Source organism: Stenotrophomonas maltophilia, from assembly GCF_047782825.1.
GTDB lineage: Bacteria > Pseudomonadota > Gammaproteobacteria > Xanthomonadales > Xanthomonadaceae > Stenotrophomonas.
Window position 1 is genome coordinate 727,841 of sequence record NZ_CP180589.1, and the last position, 21,426, is coordinate 749,266.

Annotated in this window: 22 protein-coding genes; 13 read left to right on the forward strand and 9 right to left on the reverse strand. The window is 68.9% G+C overall.

All coding sequences use genetic code 11. The features are described 5' to 3' along the window. Positions 1-50 precede the first annotated feature (50 nt). Complete coding sequence (locus ACM2ZB_RS03330) at positions 51-794, reverse strand: SDR family oxidoreductase (protein ID WP_416057417.1); 744 nt, start codon at positions 792-794, stop codon at positions 51-53. A 106-nt stretch (positions 795-900) separates the two neighbouring features. Between ACM2ZB_RS03330 and ACM2ZB_RS03335 the strand changes: the two genes are divergently transcribed. Further along, positions 901-1,794 carry a LysR family transcriptional regulator gene (locus tag ACM2ZB_RS03335; protein ID WP_416058614.1) on the forward strand — a complete coding sequence of 298 codons (894 nt, stop codon included), beginning with the start codon at positions 901-903 and terminating at the stop codon, positions 1,792-1,794. 18 nt (positions 1,795-1,812) lie between these two features. Here ACM2ZB_RS03335 and ACM2ZB_RS03340 read toward each other — a convergent pair whose 3' ends face one another. Further along, positions 1,813-2,757, reverse strand: coding sequence for a TIGR03571 family LLM class oxidoreductase (locus tag ACM2ZB_RS03340; protein WP_416057418.1), 945 nt, complete (start codon positions 2,755-2,757; stop codon positions 1,813-1,815). A gap of 11 nt (positions 2,758-2,768) precedes the next feature. Beyond that, positions 2,769-3,572 (reverse strand): 2,5-didehydrogluconate reductase DkgB, encoded by an 804-nt coding sequence (gene dkgB / locus ACM2ZB_RS03345; protein ID WP_416057419.1) that lies wholly within the window; start codon positions 3,570-3,572, stop codon positions 2,769-2,771. A 114-nt stretch (positions 3,573-3,686) separates the two neighbouring features. Here dkgB and ACM2ZB_RS03350 point away from each other — a divergent pair, with 114 nt between their 5' ends. After that, positions 3,687-4,589 carry a LysR substrate-binding domain-containing protein gene (locus ACM2ZB_RS03350; protein WP_416057420.1) on the forward strand — a complete coding sequence of 301 codons (903 nt, stop codon included), beginning with the start codon at positions 3,687-3,689 and terminating at the stop codon, positions 4,587-4,589. Between the two features lie 9 nt (positions 4,590-4,598). Here the strand turns inward: ACM2ZB_RS03350 and ACM2ZB_RS03355 are convergent, their stop codons facing one another. Continuing rightward, positions 4,599-6,017: an aldehyde dehydrogenase family protein gene (locus ACM2ZB_RS03355; RefSeq protein WP_416057421.1), complete on the reverse strand. Its 1,419-nt coding sequence runs from the start codon at positions 6,015-6,017 to the stop codon at positions 4,599-4,601. Positions 6,018-6,134: 117 nt separating this feature from the next. Between ACM2ZB_RS03355 and ACM2ZB_RS03360 the strand changes: the two genes are divergently transcribed. Then, positions 6,135-7,055, forward strand: a complete 921-nt coding sequence (locus ACM2ZB_RS03360; protein WP_416057422.1) for a LysR family transcriptional regulator — start codon at positions 6,135-6,137, stop codon at positions 7,053-7,055. A gap of 143 nt (positions 7,056-7,198) precedes the next feature. Here ACM2ZB_RS03360 and ACM2ZB_RS03365 read toward each other — a convergent pair whose 3' ends face one another. After that, on the reverse strand, positions 7,199-7,675 hold the full coding sequence (locus ACM2ZB_RS03365; protein ID WP_416057423.1) for a MerC domain-containing protein: 477 nt from the start codon (positions 7,673-7,675) through the stop codon (positions 7,199-7,201). A 32-nt stretch (positions 7,676-7,707) separates the two neighbouring features. Here ACM2ZB_RS03365 and ACM2ZB_RS03370 point away from each other — a divergent pair, with 32 nt between their 5' ends. The 8 genes from ACM2ZB_RS03370 to ACM2ZB_RS03405 all read left to right on the forward strand — a co-directional run bounded on the left by ACM2ZB_RS03370 (position 7,708) and on the right by ACM2ZB_RS03405 (position 14,369). Next, positions 7,708-8,238 (forward strand): ZrgA family zinc uptake protein, encoded by a 531-nt coding sequence (locus ACM2ZB_RS03370; RefSeq protein WP_416057424.1) that lies wholly within the window; start codon positions 7,708-7,710, stop codon positions 8,236-8,238. Then, positions 8,235-8,930 (forward strand): ABC transporter ATP-binding protein, encoded by a 696-nt coding sequence (locus ACM2ZB_RS03375; RefSeq protein WP_416057425.1) that lies wholly within the window; start codon positions 8,235-8,237, stop codon positions 8,928-8,930. Before ACM2ZB_RS03370 ends, ACM2ZB_RS03375 begins: the two co-directional genes overlap by 4 nt. Further along, positions 8,923-10,176: an ABC transporter permease gene (locus ACM2ZB_RS03380; protein ID WP_416057426.1), complete on the forward strand. Its 1,254-nt coding sequence runs from the start codon at positions 8,923-8,925 to the stop codon at positions 10,174-10,176. The genes ACM2ZB_RS03375 and ACM2ZB_RS03380 overlap by 8 nt, the downstream gene beginning before the upstream one ends. 3 nt (positions 10,177-10,179) lie before the next feature. Next, on the forward strand, positions 10,180-10,752 hold the full coding sequence (locus ACM2ZB_RS03385; protein ID WP_416057427.1) for a DUF3299 domain-containing protein: 573 nt from the start codon (positions 10,180-10,182) through the stop codon (positions 10,750-10,752). After that, on the forward strand, positions 10,742-11,389 hold the full coding sequence (locus ACM2ZB_RS03390) for a DUF3299 domain-containing protein (protein WP_416057428.1): 648 nt from the start codon (positions 10,742-10,744) through the stop codon (positions 11,387-11,389). The genes ACM2ZB_RS03385 and ACM2ZB_RS03390 overlap by 11 nt, the downstream gene beginning before the upstream one ends. Further along, on the forward strand, positions 11,389-12,153 hold the full coding sequence (locus ACM2ZB_RS03395; RefSeq protein WP_416057429.1) for a hypothetical protein: 765 nt from the start codon (positions 11,389-11,391) through the stop codon (positions 12,151-12,153). The genes ACM2ZB_RS03390 and ACM2ZB_RS03395 overlap by 1 nt, the downstream gene beginning before the upstream one ends. Positions 12,154-12,282: 129 nt before the next feature. After that, entirely contained in the window at positions 12,283-13,815 is a 1,533-nt protein-coding gene (locus ACM2ZB_RS03400; RefSeq protein WP_416057430.1) for an MFS transporter, read from the forward strand. Between the two features lie 5 nt (positions 13,816-13,820). Next, the gene (locus ACM2ZB_RS03405) at positions 13,821-14,369 is read left to right on the forward strand and encodes a TetR/AcrR family transcriptional regulator (RefSeq protein ID WP_416057431.1); all 549 of its coding nucleotides are present in this window, start codon (positions 13,821-13,823) and stop codon (positions 14,367-14,369) included. 104 nt (positions 14,370-14,473) lie between these two features. Here ACM2ZB_RS03405 and ACM2ZB_RS03410 read toward each other — a convergent pair whose 3' ends face one another. After that, entirely contained in the window at positions 14,474-15,331 is an 858-nt protein-coding gene (locus ACM2ZB_RS03410; RefSeq protein WP_416057432.1) for an AraC family transcriptional regulator, read from the reverse strand. A 106-nt stretch (positions 15,332-15,437) separates the two neighbouring features. Between ACM2ZB_RS03410 and ACM2ZB_RS03415 the strand changes: the two genes are divergently transcribed. After that, the gene (locus ACM2ZB_RS03415) at positions 15,438-15,974 is read left to right on the forward strand and encodes a carboxymuconolactone decarboxylase family protein (protein WP_416057433.1); all 537 of its coding nucleotides are present in this window, start codon (positions 15,438-15,440) and stop codon (positions 15,972-15,974) included. A gap of 63 nt (positions 15,975-16,037) precedes the next feature. Here ACM2ZB_RS03415 and fdhD read toward each other — a convergent pair whose 3' ends face one another. Further along, positions 16,038-16,874 carry a formate dehydrogenase accessory sulfurtransferase FdhD gene (gene fdhD / locus ACM2ZB_RS03420; protein WP_416057434.1) on the reverse strand — a complete coding sequence of 279 codons (837 nt, stop codon included), beginning with the start codon at positions 16,872-16,874 and terminating at the stop codon, positions 16,038-16,040. 197 nt (positions 16,875-17,071) lie between these two features. Between fdhD and ACM2ZB_RS03425 the strand changes: the two genes are divergently transcribed. After that, positions 17,072-19,360, forward strand: coding sequence for an FdhF/YdeP family oxidoreductase (locus ACM2ZB_RS03425; RefSeq protein WP_416057435.1), 2,289 nt, complete (start codon positions 17,072-17,074; stop codon positions 19,358-19,360). 19 nt (positions 19,361-19,379) lie between these two features. On the opposite strand, the gene ACM2ZB_RS03430 is transcribed toward ACM2ZB_RS03425, so the two are convergent. Further along, on the reverse strand, positions 19,380-20,390 hold the full coding sequence (locus tag ACM2ZB_RS03430; protein WP_416057436.1) for a cytoplasmic protein: 1,011 nt from the start codon (positions 20,388-20,390) through the stop codon (positions 19,380-19,382). A gap of 104 nt (positions 20,391-20,494) precedes the next feature. After that, the gene (gene blaL1, locus ACM2ZB_RS03435) at positions 20,495-21,373 is read right to left on the reverse strand and encodes a L1 family subclass B3 metallo-beta-lactamase (RefSeq protein WP_416057437.1); all 879 of its coding nucleotides are present in this window, start codon (positions 21,371-21,373) and stop codon (positions 20,495-20,497) included. Between the last annotated feature and the right edge of the window lie 53 nt (positions 21,374-21,426).

Below are 21,426 nucleotides of genomic sequence, written 5' to 3' on the forward strand. Positions count from 1 at the left end.
CCGTTCTCTGTCCGGTAGTACCGCCGCCGGGCATGGCCCGGCGCTACCCGCTACACCATCCCGCCATTGGCGCGCAGCACCTGTCCGTTGATCCATCCGCCATCCGCACCCGCCAGGAAGGCCACCGCACCGGCGATGTCTTCCGGCGTGCCCAGCCGCTCCAGTGGATTCATCTTCGCAAGACGGTCGATCAGTTCCGGTGACTTGCCGTCCAGGAACAGATCGGTCGCCGTCGGGCCCGGAGCCACGGCATTCACCGTGATGCCACGCCCGCGCAGTTCCTTGCCCAGGATCGCGCTCAGCGTCTCCACTGCGGCCTTGCTGGCCGCATACACGCTGTAGTTCTCCAGCTTGATGCCCACCACGCTGGTGGACAGGGTGACGATGCGGCCGCCGTCGCGCACCCGCCGCGCGCTCGCGCGCAGCACGTTGAACGCGCCCTTCAGGTTGATGCCCATCACCCGCTCGAACAGCGCGTCGTCGCTGTCGGCCAACGCGGCCAACTGCAGCACGCCGGCGCTGTTGACCACCACGTCGATGCCGCCGAAGCGCGCCTCGATGGCGTCGAACAACTGCCGGACCGCCTGCGGATCGGCAACGTCGGCCTGCAGCGCGATGGCCTGGCCACCGGCAGCGGTCAGTTCGGCCGCCAGCGCCTCGGCGTCATCACGGCGCCCGGCGTAATTGATGGCCACGGCGTGGCCATCGGCGGCCAGGCGGCGCGAGATGGCGGCGCCGATGCCGCGCGAGCCACCGGTGACGAGGGCGACGGAGGGGGAGGAGGCAGAGGTCATCTTCGGTTCCAGCACGGCACGCCCGATCGGCGCAGGGCCATCTTCCCGCAGTCGCGCGCCCGGATAATCTGGCATGATCCGCCAACATCATCCGGCTGGCCGAACAATGGATCGCTTCACCGCCATGCGTGCCTTCGTCCGCATTGTCGAGCGCCGCAGCTTCACGCGGGCGTCCGAAGACCTGGGCCTGCCACGGGCGACGGTGACCGATGCGATCAAGGCGCTGGAACAACGCCTGGGCGTGCGCCTGCTGCACCGGACCACGCGGCTGGTGGTGCCGACCCTGGAAGGCGAGGCCTTCTACGGGCGCTGCCTGCGCCTGATCGCCGACATGGACGATGCCGAGGCGGCCTTCCGTGACGTAGCGCCACGCGGGCCCCTGCGTATCGAGGTACACGGCACCCTGGGCCGCCATCTGTTGTTTCCCCACCTGCCGGACTTCCTGCAGCGCTACCCGGATATCGAACTGGATGTCAGCGAAGGCGACCGCTACGTGGATCTGCTGCGGGAGGGCGTAGACGCAGCGCTGCGGGTGGGCTGCCTGGCCGACAGCGAACTGGCCGCCCGACGGCTGACCCTGCTGCGCGAGGTCACGGTGGCTTCGCCAGGTTATGTGCAGGCCAGGGGCATGCCAGGCAGCATCGATGCCCTGCAGCACGGCCACGAAATGGTCGGCTACCGATCCAGCGCCACCGGGCAGCTGATTCCGCTGGAATTCCAGCTGAGTGGGCAGGTGCGCTACCTGCCGCTGCCGGCACGGGTACGTGTGTCCGGCGCGGATGCGTTTCTCGGCGCTGCGCTGGCGGGTCTGGGCATCATCCAGGCACCGCGCTACCGCATGGACCCGTACATCGCGCGCGGGCAGCTGGTCGAGCTGCTGCCGGAGGTGCCACCCACGCCCAGTCCACTCAGCGTGGTCTACCCGCGCAACCGCACGCCGTCGCCACGTCTGCGGGTGTTCATCGATTGGGTGGCCGGGGTATTCAGCCCGGCGGGATAGTGCCGGCCAGCGTCTGGCTCAGACGGCCTTCGTGGCGGTGTGCGCCGTGAAGTGCGGCAGCACATGTTCGGCGATCTCGTGGAAGGTTTCGGCCAGGGGGCGTTCGTTGCGGCGGAACTGCAGGCCGATGTGGTCGACCCCTGCGGCCTGCATCGCCTGCAGTTCGGCCAGCAGGACGTTGCGGCCGCCGCGCAGGCCGAAGCGCCAGCGCTGCAACGGCGCGTCGGCCTGGGCCAGCAGGTCCAGGTGGATGAAACTGGCATATGGCTTGTCACCGGCGACCGCACGCCATGCCGCCACGCGTTGTGCGTGGTCCTGAGGTGTGCCGGGGTAGGCCAGGCAACCGTCCATGTGCTGGCCGATCCAGGCCGGCTGCTGCTGGGCCAGACCGGCGACAAACAGCGGCAGCGTCGGCCCGCGTACAGGCAACACCTCCAGACCCTGCGGCAGATGCGCGGCGGCACCGTCGCGCAGCAGGGCGACCTGGTCACGGAAACGGCTGCCGCGGGTCTCGAAGTCACGGCCAAACAGCGGGTACTCCACCGGCCGGTCGCCGCTGGCCACGCCAAGCAGCAGGCGGTCATCGCTGAGCTGCTGCACGCTGCGCGCCGATTTCAGGGTCAGCAGCGGCTCGCGGATCGGCAGGACCACCGCGCCCGTACCGAGCAGGATGTCCTCGGTGATGCCGGCCAGATAGCCCAGGTAGGTGAACACCTCGAACGCCTGGGCGGCATCGCCGAAGGCCGGGTCGTATACCGGCACGTCGCGTACCCACAGCGCGCGGAAGCCGAGGCGGTCGGCCAGCCGTGCCAGGTCGGCATGCCGCTGCAGGTCCGGCTCGCCGGGCAGGCGCCGCGCGGCGCGGCGTGCCTGTTCGCCCTGCGGCGTCCAGTCATTGTCCAGCGGGGCCTCGATGCCGATGCTGAAGCCCCCGGCACGCAACCGCGTCAACGCACTGCCCATGGCGATGCTCCTTAGTCCCAGGCCGGGGCCAGGCCCGGCGGATCAACCTCGCGACCATTGCGGTCCAGCGCGGCGATCGCGGCCATGTCCTCGGCATCCAGGTGCAGGTCCTGGGCGAGCAGGTTGCTGGCCAGGTTCTCGCGCTTGGTCGAAGACGGAATGACGGCGTAGCCCAGCTGCAACGCCCAGGCAAGCGCGACCTGGGCCACCGTGGCCTGGTGCTTGTCGGCGATGCGGGTCAGCACTGGGTCCTTCAACACTTTGCCGTAGGCCAGGGTCATGTAGGACGTGACGGTGATGCCCTGGTCCGCCAGGAACGCGGTCAGCGCCGGATTCTGCAGGTAGGGGCTGAGTTCAATCTGGTTGGTGGCGATCTGGCCGGCGCCGACCACTTCGATGGCCTGCCGGGTCAGCTCGATGTTGAAGTTGGACACGCCGATCTGGCGGGTCAGGCCCAGCGCCTTGGCTTCGGCCAGCGCGGTCATGTACTCGCGCAGTTCAACGCCGTTGCCCGGGGCCGGCCAGTGGATCAGCAGCAGGTCGACATGGTCGGTACGCAGCTTGGCCAGGCTCGCGCGCAGGCTGGGGATCAGCGTGTCGGCAGCGTAGTTGTCGACCCAGATCTTGGTGGTCAGGAACAACTGGTCGCGCGGCACGCCGGATTCGGCAATGGCCTGGCCGACCTCGGCCTCGTTGCCGTAGATCTGCGCGGTGTCGATGACGCGGTAGCCGACATCCAGCGCGTTGCGCACCGAGTCGATGACGGTCTGGCCGGTCAGGCGGAAGGTGCCGACGCCAAAGGAAGGAATGCTCATGGGATGACTCCAGGCTGGAAGGGAGCGGCATGCTCCGACAGGGGCCAGTCTGGCGGCTTTACATTTGCAGATTAAGCCGTGTATACGGGAAACGCTTTTGCGCCAAGGTAAAATATGAAAACCACCCTGGATGAGATGAAGGCCTTCGTCGCGGTGGTCGACGGCGGTTCCATCACTGCAGCGGCCGAGGAACTGGAGCTGACCATCTCGGCCACCAGCCGGACCCTGGCGCGACTGGAGGACAAGTTGCAGACCACGCTGCTGCGGCGGACCACCCGGCGCCTGGAGCTGACCGAAGAAGGTGCGGCCTTCCTCGATTACGCGCGCACCATCCTGGCCACGGTCGATGAAGCCGAAGAGCAGATGGCCGCGCGCCGCCTGCAGCCGGTTGGGCGCCTGCGCGTGGATGCGGCTACTCCCTTCATGCTGCACGTGATCGTGCCGTTGCTGGAGGGGTTCCGCAAACGCTACCCGCAGGTGGAGCTGGAACTGAACTCCAACGAGGGCATCACCGACCTGATCGAGAAGCGCACCGATGTGGCGTTCCGCATTGGTGTGCTGCGCGATTCAACCCTGCATGCGCGGCCCATCGGCCACAGCCGCATCCGCGTGGTGGCCAGCCCGGATTACCTGCAGCGGCGCGGTTCGCCCAGCCGCATCGCGCAGCTGCGCGACCATGATCTGCTGGGCTTCACCCAGCCCAGTTCGCTCAACGAATGGCCGTTGCGCGACGCCGACGGAGGTCCGTTCGTGATCCAGCCGGCAATCGCTTCATCCAGTGGTGAAACGCTGCGGCAGATGGCCGTGGCCGGGCTGGGCATCGCCTGCCTGTCCGACTTCCTCACCCGTGAGGACCGCCGCGCCGGACGGCTGGTGCAGCTGTTCGCGCGGCAGACCCAGGAGGTGCGTCAGCCGATCAACGCGGTGTACTACCGCAACACCGCGCTGGCCGCGCGCATCACCTGCTTCGTGGACCATGTAACGCAGACGCTGGGGCAGCGGCCGTTCGATGAGTGACGGCCTGGCTCAGCCGACCACCAGCGTCTGCGGTTCCAGGAACGCTTCCAGGCCCCAGTTGCCACTTTCCCGCCCGATACCCGATTGCTTGATGCCGCCGAACGGCGCCAGCGGCTCGTGGCGCAGGGTGTTCACCAGCACCCGGCCCGCCTGGATCTGCCGGGCCACGGCCGTGGCCCGCGCCTCATCGCTGCCGATCACCAGCGCGCTCAGGCCGTAGGCGCTGTCATTGGCGATGGCCGCCGCATCGGTGTCATCGCCGTAGCCGATCACGCACAGCACCGGCCCGAAGATCTCTTCGCGGGCGATGGCCATGTCGTTGCGTACATCGGTGAACAGGGTAGGGCGCACGAACCAGCCCTGCGGCAGGCCCTCCGGGCGACCCTCGCCACCGGCCAGCAGGCGCGCACCTTCTTCGCTGCCGCTACGGATGTAGCCCTGCACGCGCTGCCACTGGCGCTCGCTGATCATCGGCCCGACCGTGGTGGCGGGGTCGCTGGGATCGCCGCTGCGTACCGCCGCGACCGCCTCGGCCAGCGCCGCTTCGAACGCGGCGCGGCGCGACTCGGGCACCAGGATGCGGGTGCCGGCAATGCAGGCCTGGCCGCTGTTGATGAAGCCGGCCTGCACCGCCAGCGCCGCCGCTGTCTGCGGATCGGCATCGGCAAGAATGACCGTGGGCGACTTGCCGCCCAGTTCCAGGGTCACGCGCTTGAAAGTGTCCGCACCGGCACGCAGGATCGCGCGGCCGGTCGCGGTGGAGCCGGTGAAGGAAATCTTGGCGACGTCCGGAGAGGCGCTCAGCGCAGCGCCCACCTCCTGGCCCAGGCCATTGACGATGTTGGCCACGCCCGGCGGCAGCTGCGCGGCCAGCAGGGCCTCCATCACCACCTGGGTCTGCAGGGCCGACATCTCGCTGGGCTTGACCACCGCAGTGCAGCCGGCCGCCAGCGCGGTCGCCAGCTTGCCGCAGATGAAGGACGCGTTGCTGTTCCAGGGCGTGACCAGGCCGGCCACGCCCACCGGCAGCAGGTTCACCTGGGCCTGGCCGACCGTGCGCTGGAAGGGAAAGTCCGCCAGCACCCGCATGACATCCTCGATCACCTGCACCGGGTGCTCGACCATCCAGCGCGAGCGCGCCGACGGTGCGCCGTACTCGGCCAGGACGGCAGCATGCAGTGCGTCCTGGCGCTCGGCCATGGCATCGCGGAAGTGGCCGAGCATGGCCAGGCGTTCGGCCACGCTGCGCGCGGCCTGCGCTGGCAGGGCGGCCTTGGCAGCGGCGATGGCGCGCTCGGCATCCACCGCATCGCCCAGGCGTACGCTGCCGATCACCGCTTCAGTGGCGGGGTTGTGCAGGTCGGCGCTGTGCTGGCCGTGGGACGCAACGAAGGCGCCGTTGATGAAGTGCTGTTCGATCCGCTGCATGGCCGTTTCCTCGGGGAGTGGGAAGGTGTGGCGCAGAGTGTGGGCCCGCTCGACCGTTCGGGGAATCCGGTCTATGGTGGATGGGGCGTCCCTGTTTTCAGGACTATTGGAGGTGGCATGCACCGCTCCGGACTGGTGGAACTTGATGCGGTGCTGGCCGTGGCCCGGCGGGGCAGCTTCCGTGCGGCCGCGCGCGAGCTGGGCATGTCGACTTCGGCCCTCAGCCATGCGGTGGCCAGCCTGGAAGGACGGCTGCAGGCGCGCCTGTTCCACCGCACCACGCGCAGCGTGGCCTTGACCGAAGCCGGCGCGCGCTACGTGGCGCGGGTCGGCCCGGCCGTGGCCGAGATCCGTGCGGCCGCCGAAGATCTGCAGGGGGATGCACAGCACCCCAGCGGCACGCTGCGTATCAGCGTGCCGCCGGAGAGCACGCGCATGCTGTCGGGGCTGGTGGGCGAGTTCGTGCTGCGCTTTCCGCACGTGCGGCTGGAACTGGCGGCCGAGGCGCGGCTGGTCGACATCGTGGCCGATGGCTTCGATGCCGGTGTGCGACTGCACGAGCAGTTGCCGCAGGACATGGTGGCCGTGCCCCTGTATCGCCAGCAGCGCATGCGGGTGGTTGCCGCCCCGGGCTATCTGGCCCAGCACGGGGTGCCGGCCACGCCCGATGCGCTGGCCGACCATGGCGCGATCCGCATGCGCCTGTCGCACGGCGGGCTGTATCGCTGGGAGCTGGAGCATCGTGGACAGGTGCTGCAGGTCGATCCCCCGCCGCGGCTGGTGGTGGGTGAACTGCAGGCCGCGCGCGCCGCAGCGCTGGCTGGCGTAGGCCTGGCGTTCCTGTCCGAATGGCATATCCGCGGGGATCTGGACAGCGGTGCGCTGGTGCCGGTCCTGGATGCCTGGTGCCCGCCGTTCCCCGGCTTGTACCTGTACTTCCCCGGCCACCGTCACGTGCCGCCAGCGCTGAAGGCCTTCGCCGACCTGCAGCGCGAGCGCGACGCGCGGGGCCTGGCCCCCGACGCAACCCGTTCATGACCCGGTAGATGCCAACCTGAAGCCCCCAGCGTGCGGAGTACCGGGCATGGCCCGGCGCTCCGGAAACCACGCGGGCATGGTGCGCAGAAGGAGATCCGGTAGTGCCGGCCGCTGGCCGGCAGCCAAACGGACGTGTAGCGCCGTTACCGCCCGCGGTGCAACGCCCTGCGGTTGCGGATATGCGCAGTCGCCAGCAGCACGCCACCGCAGGCCGTCGCCACGCCGTGCCACACCAGCGATTCCTTCAGCGGCACGTACAGCGACGCCGACAACAGCGCCAGTGCGCCCCACAGCGCCAGCCGCAACGGTGCCCAGCGTCCATGCCGGCGCGCGCCTGACACGGTGCTGGCAACGGCCAAGGTCGAGGCCAGCAGGGCGAACACCCATTCCCAGCGCGACATGACCAGCAACGCGGTCATCGCGCCGTGGGCCGGGTGCTGGAAGGAGCGCAGCGCCATCATCGCGGCGGGCACGAAGGCCAGCAACAGGGGCAGGGTGATGCAGTGCACGGCGCAGGCCAGTGACAGCCAGGCGCCCATCAGATCGATACGGGGGTGCCAGCGTGCCGAAGTTGGCGGCTGGCCCTGTGCCCTTGCGGGCAGCGTGGGGATATGTTCCATAATGTTACATAGTAACAAAGAGGACATCCCCCATGAAGCGTTCTGTTTTGCTGTTCCTGTTGTCTTTCGCCCCGGTGGTGCACGCACATGACGTGCGCCAGCTCGGCGCCCATGTGCATGGCCAGGCCACGGTCGATCTGGCCCTGGACCAGGGCCGGCTTGAGCTGGCCCTGCAGGCGCCGGGCATCGGCATCCTGGATTACGAGCGGCCGCCGGCCAATGCCACTGAACAGGCCGCACTGGACAATGCGCTGGCCGCGCTGAAGCGCGGCGACTGGATCACCCTGCCGACGGCGGCGCAGTGCAGGGCCGTGCAGCGCGACGCGCATGCCGAAGGCTTCGCGGCAACGCCCGCAGCCACGCCGGGCCAGCATGTGCATGCGGGCTTCAGTGCCGGGCTGAGCTTCCAGTGCGGCAACCCGGCAGCCTTGCGCGTGGTGGTGCTGTCCTTGCCGAAGCTGTTTCCCAACCTGCACGAAGTCATCGTCAACACCGCCACCCCCGCGGGCCAGGGCCGCACCGTGCTCAGCGCCGACAACCTGCGCGTGGTGCTGGCGCCATGACCGCCGCGCCCGTGATCGCCCTGGACCAGGTGCGCTTCGGCTACGGCGACCGTTGTGTGCTGGACATTCCGCAGCTGCGGATCGAAGCGGGCAGCAGCGTGCTGCTGCGGGGGGCAAGCGGTTCGGGCAAGAGCACCCTGCTGGGCCTGCTGGCCGGCGTGCTGAGCCCGGAACAGGGCCGCGTGGACGTGGCAGGCACCGCATTGCATACCGTGAAGGCTGCCGCGCGCGACCGCTTCCGCGCCGATCAGCTGGGCGTGATCTTCCAGCAGTTCAACCTGCTGCCCTTCCTCAGCGTGCGCGACAACGTCGCCCTGGGCCTGCGCTTTTCGCCGTTGCGCAGCGCCCGGGTCGGGCGGCCGGTGGACAACGAGATCCGTCGTCTGCTGCAGGCGCTGCAGCTGGATCCGGCGCTGATGCCGCGCCGCGCCGGCACCCTGAGCGTGGGCCAGCAGCAGCGGGTCGCGGCGGCACGTGCGCTGATCGGCGGACCGGCGGTGCTGCTGGCCGATGAACCGACCTCCGCGCTGGACCGGCAGGCGGCCACCGCCTTCCTGCAGTTGATGGCCGCGCAGTGCGCCGCCGCCGGTACCACGGCGGTGGTGGTCAGCCATGACGAGAGCCTGCAGCCGCTGTTCGACCGTGTCGTGCATCTGCAGGACATCAACCACGCCGGAGCCGCCCATGCTTGAACTTGCCTGGGCCAGCCTGCGCAGCCGTGCGCTGGGCGTGGGCCTGACCCTGCTGGTCATCAGCCTCAGCGTGACCCTGCTGCTGGGCGTGGAGCGGGTACGCGTGCAGGCCCACGAGGGCTTCGCCAGCACCGTGTCGGGTACCGACCTGATCGTCGGCGCGCGTTCGGGGCCGGTCAATCTGCTGCTGTATTCGGTGTTCCACATTGGCGATCCCACCAACAACGTGTCCTGGCAGTCGTACCAGGAACTGTCCAGGCTGCCGCAGGTGAAGTGGGCGGTGCCGCTGTCGCTGGGCGATTCCTGGCTCGGTTACCGGGTGATCGGTACCACCGGCGGCTACTTCGAGCACTACCGCTACGGTGCCGGGCATCCCCTGGCGTTCAACCAGGGCAGGCCCTTCGATGATCTGTACGACGCGGTGGTCGGCGCGGACGTGGCCCGCGCGCAGGGCGTGCAGGTAGGCGATGAGATGGTGCTCGCCCATGGCACGGGCGCGGTGACCCTGGCCAAGCATGCCGACAAGCCGTTCCGCATCAGCGGTGTGCTGCAGCGCACCGGCACGCCGGTGGATTCGTCAGTGCTGGTGTCGTTGCCGGCAATCGAGGCGATCCATGTGGACTGGCGCTCGGGCGTGCAGCTGCGCGGGCACAAGGTCAGCGCCGAACAGGCCCGGCACCTTGACCTGACGCCGACCGGCATCACCGCCTTCATGCTGGGCCTGAACTCGCGAATTGCCACGTTTTCGGTACAGCGCGCGATCAATGACTACCCCGACGAGGCGCTGCTGGCCATCCTGCCCGGGGTGACCCTGCAGCAGCTGTGGCAATCGCTGGGTACGGCCGAGCGGGCGCTGCAGCTGATCAGCGCCATGGTGGTGCTGCTGGGCCTGGTATCGCTGGTGGCCCTGCTGGTGTCGACGCTGCAGGAGCGCCGTCGCGAAATGGCGGTGCTGCGCGCCACCGGTGCACGCCCGCGCTACATCGCCGGCCTGCTGGTGCTGGAAGCGGTGGCCACCAGTGCTGCAGCCTGCGTGCTGGCGCTGGCCGTGCTGGTGGTGGCCAGCCTGCTGGGCCGTGACTGGGCGCTGGCCAGCTTCGGCCTGTCGATCACCCATGTCTGGCCGGACCTGCGCGAGCTGGCGTGGGTGGGCGGGGTGCTGCTGCTCAGTGCCTTGGCCGGGTTGGTACCGGCCCTGCTGGCCTACCGGCGGACCCTGGCCGATGGCCTGTCGGCAGGGAGCTGACGCATGCGCCTGATCGCTGTCATTGCGGTGATGCTGATGCTGGCCGCCTGCGAGCGCCCGGTGGATACCGGCGCGCAGGCGCTGCCGCCCAGCCCCGTGCAGGACACCCCGGTGCCGGGCGGCACTGCCGACGCGGTGACCAACGCTGCCGAGCAGGAGCTGGACTGGCTGCAGATGATGCCCGCCGACGAACTGGCCGCATTGGAGCGCGGCGATGGGCCGGAGGTGAAACACACCGGCAACCGTCGCATGGCGCAGTTCGGCACGTTCCGCACCGTGGCCACGGTGCTCGACCGGGCGGTGCGCCTGCCCGGGTACGTGGTGCCGCTGGCCAACGCGGCCGACGGTGGCCTGACCGAATTCCTGTTCGTTCCGTACTACGGCGCGTGCATCCACGTGCCGCCACCGCCGCCGAACCAGATCGTGCATGTGCGCCTGTCACGCCCGATCGACATGCCGGACATGTATTCGCCGTTTTTCCTGGCCGGCATCCTGCGTGCCGAACGGGTGGACGACGATCTGGCCGGTTCGGCCTACACCATGGCCGACGCCGAGCTGAGACCCTATGAACCGTAACGCCTGTGCGCTGGTGGTGCTGCTGCTGGCGGCGTGCAGCCGGCCGGGTGGGGATCTGCCCGAGGCAGCGCCCGCGTCCGCCGTGGCTGAAGCGGGCGCCGCCGCGGCCGTCCGCGCGCCCGATGACGAGGCAATCACTGCCTGGAACGCGCTGATGCCCGAAGAGGACGCCTTCCTGCGGCCGCCGCCGCAGATCGGCCAGGCACGGGGCGGTGGCATGGGCGCCATGGCCGGGGTGGGCGGCCTGATCGATGACAGCGGCTCGGGCACACCGCCCGGCGCGGTAATCGATCATTCCAGTCCTGATCGCGCACAGCAGTTCGGTTCGGCGGCCGTGGTCGATACCGCGGCGGGGCGCGTGGTGGATCTGGACGGCTACGTGGTTCCGCTGGGCATGGACGATGCCGGCGCGGTGAACGAACTGCTGTTCGTACCGTTCTACGGTGCATGCATCCACGTGCCACCGCCGCCGCCGAACCAGATCATCCACGTGACCCTGGCCACGCCCATCGCCCTGGGCAACCTGTGGGATGCCTACCGGCTGTCGGGACGGTTGAAGATCAAGCGGTTCGAGGCCGACATCGCCAGTGCGTCCTATGACGCCGACGCGGCCACCCTGACAGCGATCAGCAACTGATGCGGCGCGCGGCGCTCTGGCTGTCCTTCGTCGTGCTGCTCGTCGCCGCGCTGCTGGGCGTTGCCCTGTGGGCCGGGCTGCCGTGGCGGTCGCCGCAGCCGTTGCCGGCGCCCGCGCAGGTGTCGCCCGGGCCCGGTGCGGCGCTGCAGGCGCAGATTGAACAGCGGCTGGTCCAGGACGGCGCGTTCCGCAATGACGTGGTGTTCCTGCTGGTGGCGACGCTGCGTGATCGCTGCGTACCGGCCGAGGCCGGCGTGCTGGCGCGCATGGCCAACCGTGCCGGGCTGCCGGTGCTGGCCGCGATCAGTGCGGTGACCGCGCAGGATGCGCGCCTGGACCGGCCGATCTACCAGTACATCCAGCACCGCGCCGACACGGCCGCATGTGCCGTGCCGCTGCACCTGCCGGGCGGCAACGGCGAGGGTCTGCAGGTGGATGTCGAACAGTACGCGCGTGGCTTCCCCGACAGCTACTTCGATCCGCAACGGCGCAGCCTGCCGCGCGACTTTGCCGGCCGCAGCCTGCTGCAGCGGGCCGACAACGCCTGCAACAGCGTGGTGTATTCGGTGCTGCCGCTGGGCGCAGGGGATTGGCGCTGCAGCACGTTGAGGGCGGGCGCGCGTGACCGTGTGCGCGGTCTGTGCGAAGCGGAGATGCAGCGGCAGCACGGCACGACCGCCGGCGAACTGGACATGGCGGTCGGGCAGGGCATGCAGGACGCGGTGGTCGCGGCCGTTGCCGCCTTGCCGGAGGCCTGCCGGTAGTGCCGGCTCTGGGCCGGTAACCCCGCGCCCATTCGACTCCGCGCTGAACCGGGATTGCGGGAGCTACCATAACTATACAGGACATCCGGTATAGTTATGGCCTCTTCTCCGCGTACTCCAAGTTGTCCCATGGCGCTTTCCCAGCCCCTGGCCGGTGCTCCGGCCCTGTCCCGTGCCCGTCGCTGGGCGCTGCTGTTCACCGTGGCGGCCGGTCTGCTGCTGGTGACCCTGGACAACTCCGTGCTCTACACCGCGCTGCCGACCCTCACCGAGGAACTGGCCGCCAGTGCGGGGCAGGCGCTGTGGATCATCAACGCCTATCCGCTGGTGATGGCGGGCCTGCTGCTGGGCGCGGGCACCCTGGGTGACCGCATAGGCCACCGCCGAATGTTCCTGATCGGGCTGGTGGTGTTCGGCATCGCGTCGCTGGCGGCGGCGTTCTCGGCCAGTGCCCCGCAGCTGATCGCTGCCCGTGCCTTCCTGGCCGTGGGCGCAGCGGCGATGATGCCGGCGACCCTGGCCCTGATCGGCCTGAGCTTCCACGAACCGCGCGAGCGCAACATCGCCATTGCCATCTGGGGCTCGATCGCCATTGTCGGTGCTGCCCTGGGCCCGATCATCGGCGGCTGGCTGCTGCAGCACTTCTGGTGGGGCTCGGTGTTCCTGGTCAACGTGCCGGTGGTGCTGGTCGCCTTCGTGGCGACGCTGCTGCTGGCGCCGGAAGGTCAGCGTGATACCTCCCGCCCGTGGGATCTGCTGTCCTCGGTGCTGGCGCTGGGCGCGCTGTCCGGTCTGGTACTGGCCATCAAGTCGCTCATCGCCACACCGCCGGCCTATGCCACCGGTGCCGCCTCGCTGCTGTTGGCGGCAGTGGCGGGCACGCTGTTCGTGCGCCGCCAGCGCCAGCTGCCGTACCCGTTGCTGGACTTCGCGATCTTCCGCAATCCGGCCTTCCTGGCCGGCACGCTGTCGGCGGTGTTTACCTTGTTCGCGCTGGCGGGCCTGCAGCTGGTCACCACCCAGCGCTTCCAGCTGGTCGCCGGCTTCACTCCGCTGCAGGCGGGCCTGCTGGTCTCGGTGGCGGCGCTTGGCAGCCTGCCCAGTGCCTTGCTGGGCGGCAGCATCCTGCATCGGGTGGGCCTGCGTCCGCTCATCTGCGGCGGCCTGGGTGCCGGTGCAATCGGCGTTGCCGTGGTTGCGTTCGGCTTCCCGCATGGGCTGGGCTGGGTCATCGCCGGCATGGCCATAACCGGCTTCGGCATGGGCGCGGCGATTTCCGTTGCGTCCACCGCCATCCTCAACAACGTGCCCGCGCACCGTGCCGGCATGGCCTCGTCGGTGGAAGAGGTGTCCTATGAATTCGGCGGCCTGTTGGCGGTGGCCCTGCTGGGCAGCCTGGGCGCGGCGATGTACGGCGCGTTCCTGCCCGACCGCGCCGACCTGCCGGCGGCGGCACGCGAAGGTTTCACCCAGGCGCTGCATCTGGCCCGCCAGAGCGGGCAGGGCGAGTGGTTCGCCGTGGCGGCCGCCGCCTATGACCGTGGCTACCAGATCGTGCTGCTGGTGATCACCGCGGTCCTTGCCGCGGGCGCAGCGGTACTTGCGCGCCTGCTGCGCGGCCGGGTGGGCAGCCGCGAGGGTGCGGGTGATCGCGTAAAGTAGACGCAATGAGAACCAGCAAGCGCGACCGCATCCTCGACGCCGCCGTCAACGTGATCAATCGTGACGGCGTGGGTGCGGTTACGTTTGAATCCGTGGCGGCCGAAGCGCAGCTGACCCGTGGCGGCCTGCTGTATCACTTCCCCTCGCGCGAAGCCCTGCTGCGCGGAATCGACGAACACCTGGTGAAGAGATGGGAAGCGTCGATGGAAGCGCTGCTGGGCAAGCGTGCGGATGAGGCGACGGCGCTGGAGCGCTACCAGACCTTCGTACGGGTGTCGGCGCAGAGCGCGACCCGTGCCGAACTGATGTTCATGCTCGAATCGATGGCCCCGGAGGCCGGCGAGCGCCCCTGGGCCCCGGCGATGAAGCGTTGGGCGCCGTCACCCCCGGCCGAGGCCGTGGCCGACCCCGCCGCGCTGGATGATTTCGTGGCGCGGCTGGCGGCCGATGGGCTGTGGATCTATGAAGCGATGTACGAAGGTCAGCTGGATCCAGCGGTGCGCGCGCAGTTGACCGAGCGGATTGCCGGGCTGCTGTCGGCGGGGAAGGCGTAGGGCGCGACCGCGCTTCACGCAGCGTTGAGCTTTTGTAGAGTCGAGCCATGCTCGACTGGCTTTTGCTCGACTCTACCTGGGCCGTAGTCGAGCATGGCTCGACTCTACAAAACGGCGGCCTGTGCCAGCCACGCCCGTGGCGATACCCCCATCCGCTTGCGGAACGCTTTCGACAGCGAGGCGGTATCGGCAAAGCCCACTTCCGCTGCCACCTGCTTCACCGCCGCGCCAGCGCGAAGCTGCGCGCAGGCCAGGCTCAGGCGCCAGTCCAGCAGGTAGCTGGCCGGTGTGGTCTGCATCACGTCCTTGAACACCGCGGCGAACGCACTGCGGGACAATCCGGCGGTGGCGGCCATGCGCGGCAGGGTCCAGTCCTCCTGCGGTGCCTGGTGCAGCGCGACCAGGGTCCGGGCCAGGCGCGCATCGGACAGCCCCCGCATCAGCCCGTGGCTGACCCCGGCGGCATCGGGATGGTCCACCACCCAGCGCAGGATCTGGATCAGGGCGACCTCGAACAGACGGTTGGTCAGCAGCCGCGAACCGCAGCGCTGCCGGTCCGCTTCGGTGAACAGCAACTGCAGCGTGTTGTCCAGTTCGCCGATGTCCGCCAGCGGCACCACCATCACCGGCGGCAGTGACTGCACCACCGGGTTGCGTGCGCCGCCATCGAAATCCAGCGTCGCACAGGTGAAGTCCGGTCCCTCCAGCGGTGCGTTGAGGAACACGTGCTGCAGCGGCTGTGGGTAGAGCAGCAGGCTGGGCTGATCGATGTGCAGCCGTGCCGGGACGCCGGCATCGTCGTGCCGCACCTCCATTTCGCCGCGCCGCAGGATGTGCAGGAACGCGCGGCCTGGCTGCGGGGCGAACACCTGCCGCCCGCACAGGGGACCGGAGTGGAACAGCGCGGCCTGTACGCGGAAACGCTCAAGCAGGGTCGACAGTCGATCGGGAGCGTCGGTCATGGATGAATGGACAACACGAAAGGACAAATGCGGGCGATTCGTCCTGAAAGTCTACCTACGATAGCGCCATCGTCCAATCCCGGACGCGTTACCGAAGGAAACCGCCATGTCCCGTGTCGCCCTGATCGATTCCGCCGCCACCACACCCGACCGCCAGGCCCTGCTGGGCCAGGTCCACGCCGCCTTCGGCGCCACCCCGGCCATGTTCCGCGCGGTGGCCAATTCGCCAGCGGCCCTGAACAGCATGTGGGGTTCGTTCGGCGCCCTGGGCGGTGGCCGCCTGTCGCCGCTGCTGGGGGAGCAGATCGCCGTGGCCATCGCCAACCGCAATGCCTGCGAGTACTGCCTGGCCGCCCACACCGCCCTGGGCCGCAAGGCCGGGGCCAGCAGCGAGCAGATGGCGGCTGCGCAGCTGGGCCAGTCCAGCGATCCGGCCACGGCCGCCGCGCTGGCCTTCGCCCTGAAGGTGGTGGAACACCGCGCGCAGATTGCCGATGCCGATGTGCAGGCGCTGCGCGACGCCGGCTACGACGATGAGCTGATCGTGGAAATTCTCGCCCACGTGGCGCTCAACCTGTTCACCAACTACGTCAACGTGGCCTTCGACGTGCCGGTGGACTTCCCGAAGATCGCGCTGCGTTGAGGCTTGCCCCGCCCGGGTGGCACGGTGCCACTCGGGCGGGAGGCTGCAGGCCCCGCCACCCGCTCACGGCGGCGCCTGCAGGCGCTCCGGGTGGGTATACACATTGAACCCGCCGTCGCGCGCGAATCCCACCAGGCACAGGCCGGCACTGCGTGCCAGATCGATGGCCAGCGCGGTGGGCGCCGAAACCGCCGCCAGCACGCTGGCCCCCGAACGCACCGCCTTGCTGACCATTTCGTAGCTGGCCCGGCTGGAGATCACCAGCAGGCCGCCGTCGATGCCGTGTTCGTTGCGGTGCAGCGCGCCGATCAGCTTGTCCAGCGCGTTGTGTCGGCCGACGTCTTCGCGCACCCAGCCGATGCGGCCACGGCTGTCGGCCCAGGCCGCCGCATGGGTGGATCCACTGGCCGCATTCATTGGCTGGTGCTGGGCAAGCTGGGCAAGCGCGCGCTGCAGGGCGATGGGGGAGTGGACGCGGCGGTCGCGCACCGGCGGCAGCGGGCGCAGCACTTCCTCCAGCTGCCGGGCACCGCACAGGCCGCAGCCGCCACGGCCGGGCAGCAGGCGCCCATAGGCCGGGTCCAACGCCGCACCCGGTGCATCGTCGGCCACGGTCATGTTCAGTTCGATGCCCTCCAGCTGCGGCTGTACCTCGATGGCGAGCAACTGGTCCGGGCGCAGGATCAGGCCTTCGCTGAGCGAGAAGCCCAGGGCGAAATCCTCAAGATCGCAGGGCGTGGCCATCATCACCGCGAACGCGGCGCCGTTGTAGCGCATCGCCACCGGCACTTCTTCGGCAATCACATCATCCCGCGCCTCCTGTCCCGTCTCGCGCCAGCGCTGCAGGCTGCGCAGCGCGGTACCGGCCGGGGGAGGGGAATGCGGTGTCGATGCGGGCATGCAGTACGTCCTGGGTGGAGCACAAGGGCCATCTACCGGCGCAGGATAGCGCGCGGGCGGGCGAAGACAGGGTTGTAACCGCTGCCATGCGACGCTGGCGTCCCTCGACCGGGTATGGCGCCAGCATCGCCGGCGTGCTTGACTGGGCCGGCCGGGCGTTGTGCCCGCCCGTCCTCCGCGCCAACAGGTTCAAGACCATGTCCGAGCAGAAGCCGCCGCGCTACAAGCCTTACAACCAACCGGCCGGGGGCTGGGGTGCGGCCGGCGCGACCGCCAAGGCGCTGCTGCAGCAGAGCGTGGTCGGCAAGGGTTCCAAGGCGCTGCTGGCGATGAACCAGCCGGGCGGCTTCAAGTGCCCCAGCTGCGCGTTCCCCGATGCCGAGCACCGCCGCAAGTTCGAATTCTGCGAGAACGGCGCCAAGGCGCTGGCCTGGGAAGCCACCGAACACCGGGTGACCCGCGAACTGTTCGCTGCGCACACCGTCACCGAGTTGATGGCACAGACCGATTACTGGCTGGAAATGCAGGGCCGGCTGACCGAGCCGATGCGCTACGACGCGGCCACCGATCACTACGTGCCCTGCACCTGGGACGATGCCTTCGACCTGATAGGACGCCACCTGCAGGCCCTGGACGATCCCAACCAGGCCGAGTTCTACACCTCCGGGCGTACGCCCAACGAGGCGGCGTTCCTGTACTCGATCTTCGTGCGCGAGTTCGGCACCAACAATTTTCCCGACTGCTCGAACATGTGCCATGAACCCACCAGCCGTGGCCTGCCGCCGGCCATCGGGGTAGGCAAGGGCACCATCGTGCTGGACGATTTCGAGCACGCCGAGGCGATCTTCGTGATGGGCCAGAACACCGGCACCAATTCGCCGCGGATGATGAGCAACCTGGTGGAGGCGCGCAAGCGCGGCGTGCCGATCGTGGCGGTCAACCCCATGCCCGAGCGCGCGCTGATCCGCTTCACCGAACCGCAGGACGTGGTGCAGATGGCCACGCTGGGTTCGACCGAGATCACCAGCGAGTTCGTGCACATCCGCATCGGCGGTGACCTGGCCCTGATCAAGGGCATGATGAAGGTGATGTTCGAGCGCGAGGCGCAGGGCGAAACCGTGCTTGACCACGCCTTCCTTGCCGAACACACGCTGGGCCTGGCGGCGCTGCGCGAGGACGTGATGGCCCAGGACTGGGACGAGATCGTGCGCGTGTCCGGCATCGCCCAGGCGCAGATCCGCCGCTGCGCGGAAATCTACATGCGCTCGCAGGCCACGGTGATCTGCTATGGCATGGGCCTGACCCAGCACCAGTACGGTTCACGCCTGCTGCAGCAGGTCGCCAACCTGCTGCTGTTGCGCGGCAACTTCGGCAAGCCGGGCGCCGGTATCGGGCCGATTCGCGGCCATTCCAACGTGCAGGGCGACCGCACCGTGGGCATTGATGAAAAGCCCAAGCCCGCCTACCTGGACCGCGTGCAGCAGGTGTTCGGCTTCGACCCGCCGCGTGAGCACGGCCACCACGTGGTCGAGTCGATCCAGGCCATGCTCGATGGCACCGCCAGGGTATTCATCGGCCTGGGCGGCAACTTCATCCACGCCGTACCGGACACGCCGCGCGCCTATGAGGCGATGCGCCGGCTGGAACTGACCGTGGGCATCGCCACCAAGCTCAACCGCGGCCATCTGGTGCATGGGCGCGACGCACTGATCCTGCCGGTGGTGGCACGTTCGGAATGGATCCGCACCCCGGCCGGCGAGCAGTTCGTGACCATCGAGGATGCGATGTCGAACGTGACGGCGTCGCGCGGTGTGCTGGAGCCGGTCAGCGAGGCGCTGCTGCCGGAGGTGGAGATCGTCTGCCGCATGGCCATGGCCACCCTGCCGCACAGCCGTGTGGACTGGGCGGCCTGCATGCACGACTACGCGCCCATCCGCGATCTGATCGCGGCGGTGTACCCCGATATCTATACCGGCTTCAACGAGCGCATCCAGCAGCCACACGGCTTCCATCTGGATATCGCGCCACGGCGCCGGGTCTGGCCGACCGATACCGGCAAGGCCAACATCCTGGTGATGCCGGGCCTGGACGTGAACGACGTGGTGGATGACCCGGACATGCTGCGCCTGGCCACGGTGCGCTCGCACGACCAGTACAACACCACCATCTACAGTTACAGCGATCGCTACCGTGGCGTCTACAACGACCGCAAGGTGGTGTTCATGAACATCGAAGACCGGCTGGCGCGTGGCCTGGGCAAGGAAGCGCGGGTAAGCCTGGAAACGATCAGCACCGATGGCATGGTGCGCCGCATCGATGGGCTGACGGTGCTGGACTACCCGATGCCACGCGGCGCGCTGGCCGGCTACTACCCGGAACTGAACCCGCTGCTGCCGCTGGACTACTACGACCAGATCAGCGGCACGCCGGCGGCCAAGTCGATTCCCGTGCGGGTGCGCGCTGCGGTCGATACACCGCAGGCATGAGCTGCGGCGCGTGCTGGATTCAGCCCAGATGCGGGTTGGTGTCTTCATCCAGCGAGAACGAACAGCGGTAATAGTCCGCCGTATCGCGCCACACCGCCAGGATCGGCTGCTCGATCTTCGCCATCAGCACGCGCGCCTGCTCGCGGTCATTGGCCAGGCAGGCGAAGTAGGCGAAGGCCTGCAGGTTCCAGTCATCCGGATAGCGCGCCATCATGTCCTCGAAGCCGCGCCGCATGGTCGGCCAGTCCACCGCTGATTTACTGAACAGCCCGCGCTGGTAATCGTTCTGCGCGGCCACCCAGTACAGGCGTGCATACAGCATGTACTGGTCGCGCGGCGGCGCCATGGCCATCACCCGGCGCGCGTACAGTTCCAGGCTCTGCGGGTCGCCACCCCATTTCGGCGCGAAGTAACGCACCGCAGCGAAGTACAGCGGGTAGTAATCGGGGTAACGGGCGATGCCTTCGTCGTGCAGGGCGATGAACTGCTCCGGCGTCCAGCTGCGTTCGATGGCCAGGTGCTCCATCAGCTCGTACCAGTACGGGTCGACCGATGCGACGTCCTTGTGCTGCTGCAGATGGTCGATGGCCTGCTGCTGGTAGGCATGGAACGGGGCCCAGTCCTCCTGCCGCACCGTGGAGGCATAGCCGCTGCCACGGATGCTCCAGCCGCGGTGGGACAGCAGCCGCGCTTGGGTCAGGTGCGCGGCCGGCGATTGCGGATAGCGTTGCAGCCACGCCTTGACGCTCTTCTCGCGCGCCTGCCAGTAGGCCGGATCGTGCTGGCCGTAATCGAAGGCGCGGGACAGGCCGGCGTAATAGGTCGACAGTTTCCAGACACCACTGCCAAAGCGCTGGTCCGGTTGCCGGTAGCGCGTGGCCAGCCGTTCAAGCGTGGCGAAATCCTGCTTCTCGAACAGTTGGCTGGCCTGGCGGGTTTCGCTTTGGCGCTCGCTCAGTTCGTCGGCGTGGGCCAACGCCGGGGCCAGGCACAGGGTGAGGAGCAGCAGGGCGCGCATGAGTCCATTCATGGGTGGGTTTCCGTAGTGGAGAGGCCGGCACCACCATCGGTGCCGGCCGCCGCCATCACGCCACAGTCGCAACCGTGGTGCAAGTGGCGCAGGCCGGGCGCCGGTCAGCGCGCATCGGCCTTCTGCCGGGCCAGCTGTGCGTCGAAGCTGCGTTCGGCGGTATCGGCGTAGCTCTGGCAGGTCAGGGCCTTGGCAGCGGCCGCCGCACCGGCGGCGTAGTTCCAGCCGCTGGCCCCGGGGTGCGGTGTCAGCAGCAGGTCGCAGGGCAGGGCGCGTACGGTGGCGAAACTGCGGCGGTAGTCCTCGACCAGGTGCGGGTAGCGCGGGTTGCCCTGCAGCCTGTAGCCCGGCGCACTCAGGCTGTCGGCGTAGGCAATGCGGACCGGCGTGCCGTTGCGGGTATCGGTCCAGGTCCAGGCGGTGCTGCCGGGGGTGTGGCCGGGCATGAAATGGGCAGTGAAACGCATGCCGCCCAGTTCGACGGTTTCACCGTCCATGATGATGCGGTCGGTGGTGGCCGGCGGGAAGGTGATGCGATCGGCGAAGTGCAGATCGTTGCTGCCGCCGCGCGCCAGCAGGACCGCGCTTTCCGCATTGGCCAGGACCTGCGCGCCGGTGGCGCGCTTGAGCTCGGCCACCGGCCCGGCGTGGTCGGCATGGGCATGGCTGAGCAGGATCAGGCGCAGGTCGCCGGGGGCGACGCCGCGCTGCTGCAGGTTGTGCAGCAGGTGGCCGGCCATCTGCGGCATGCCGCCATCCAGCAGCACGGCCCCCTGCGGGGTCTGCACCAGCAGGGCAGTCAGATCCTCGGTACCGATCTGCCAGGTGTGGTCGGCAATCTGCAGCGGTGCCATCGGCTGCAGCCAGGAGGCATCGACCGTGTAGGCGCGCAGCTGCGGCAGCGCAGGGTCGGCGGCGCGGGCGGCCAGTGGCAGGGTGGTGGCGAGAGCGAGGGCGGCGAGGAAAGCGGTGCGGGAAGGCATGCGGGCGGGCTGTGTGGGTAGGTGCTGGAACGCTATCACGGCCTTTTCTTCAC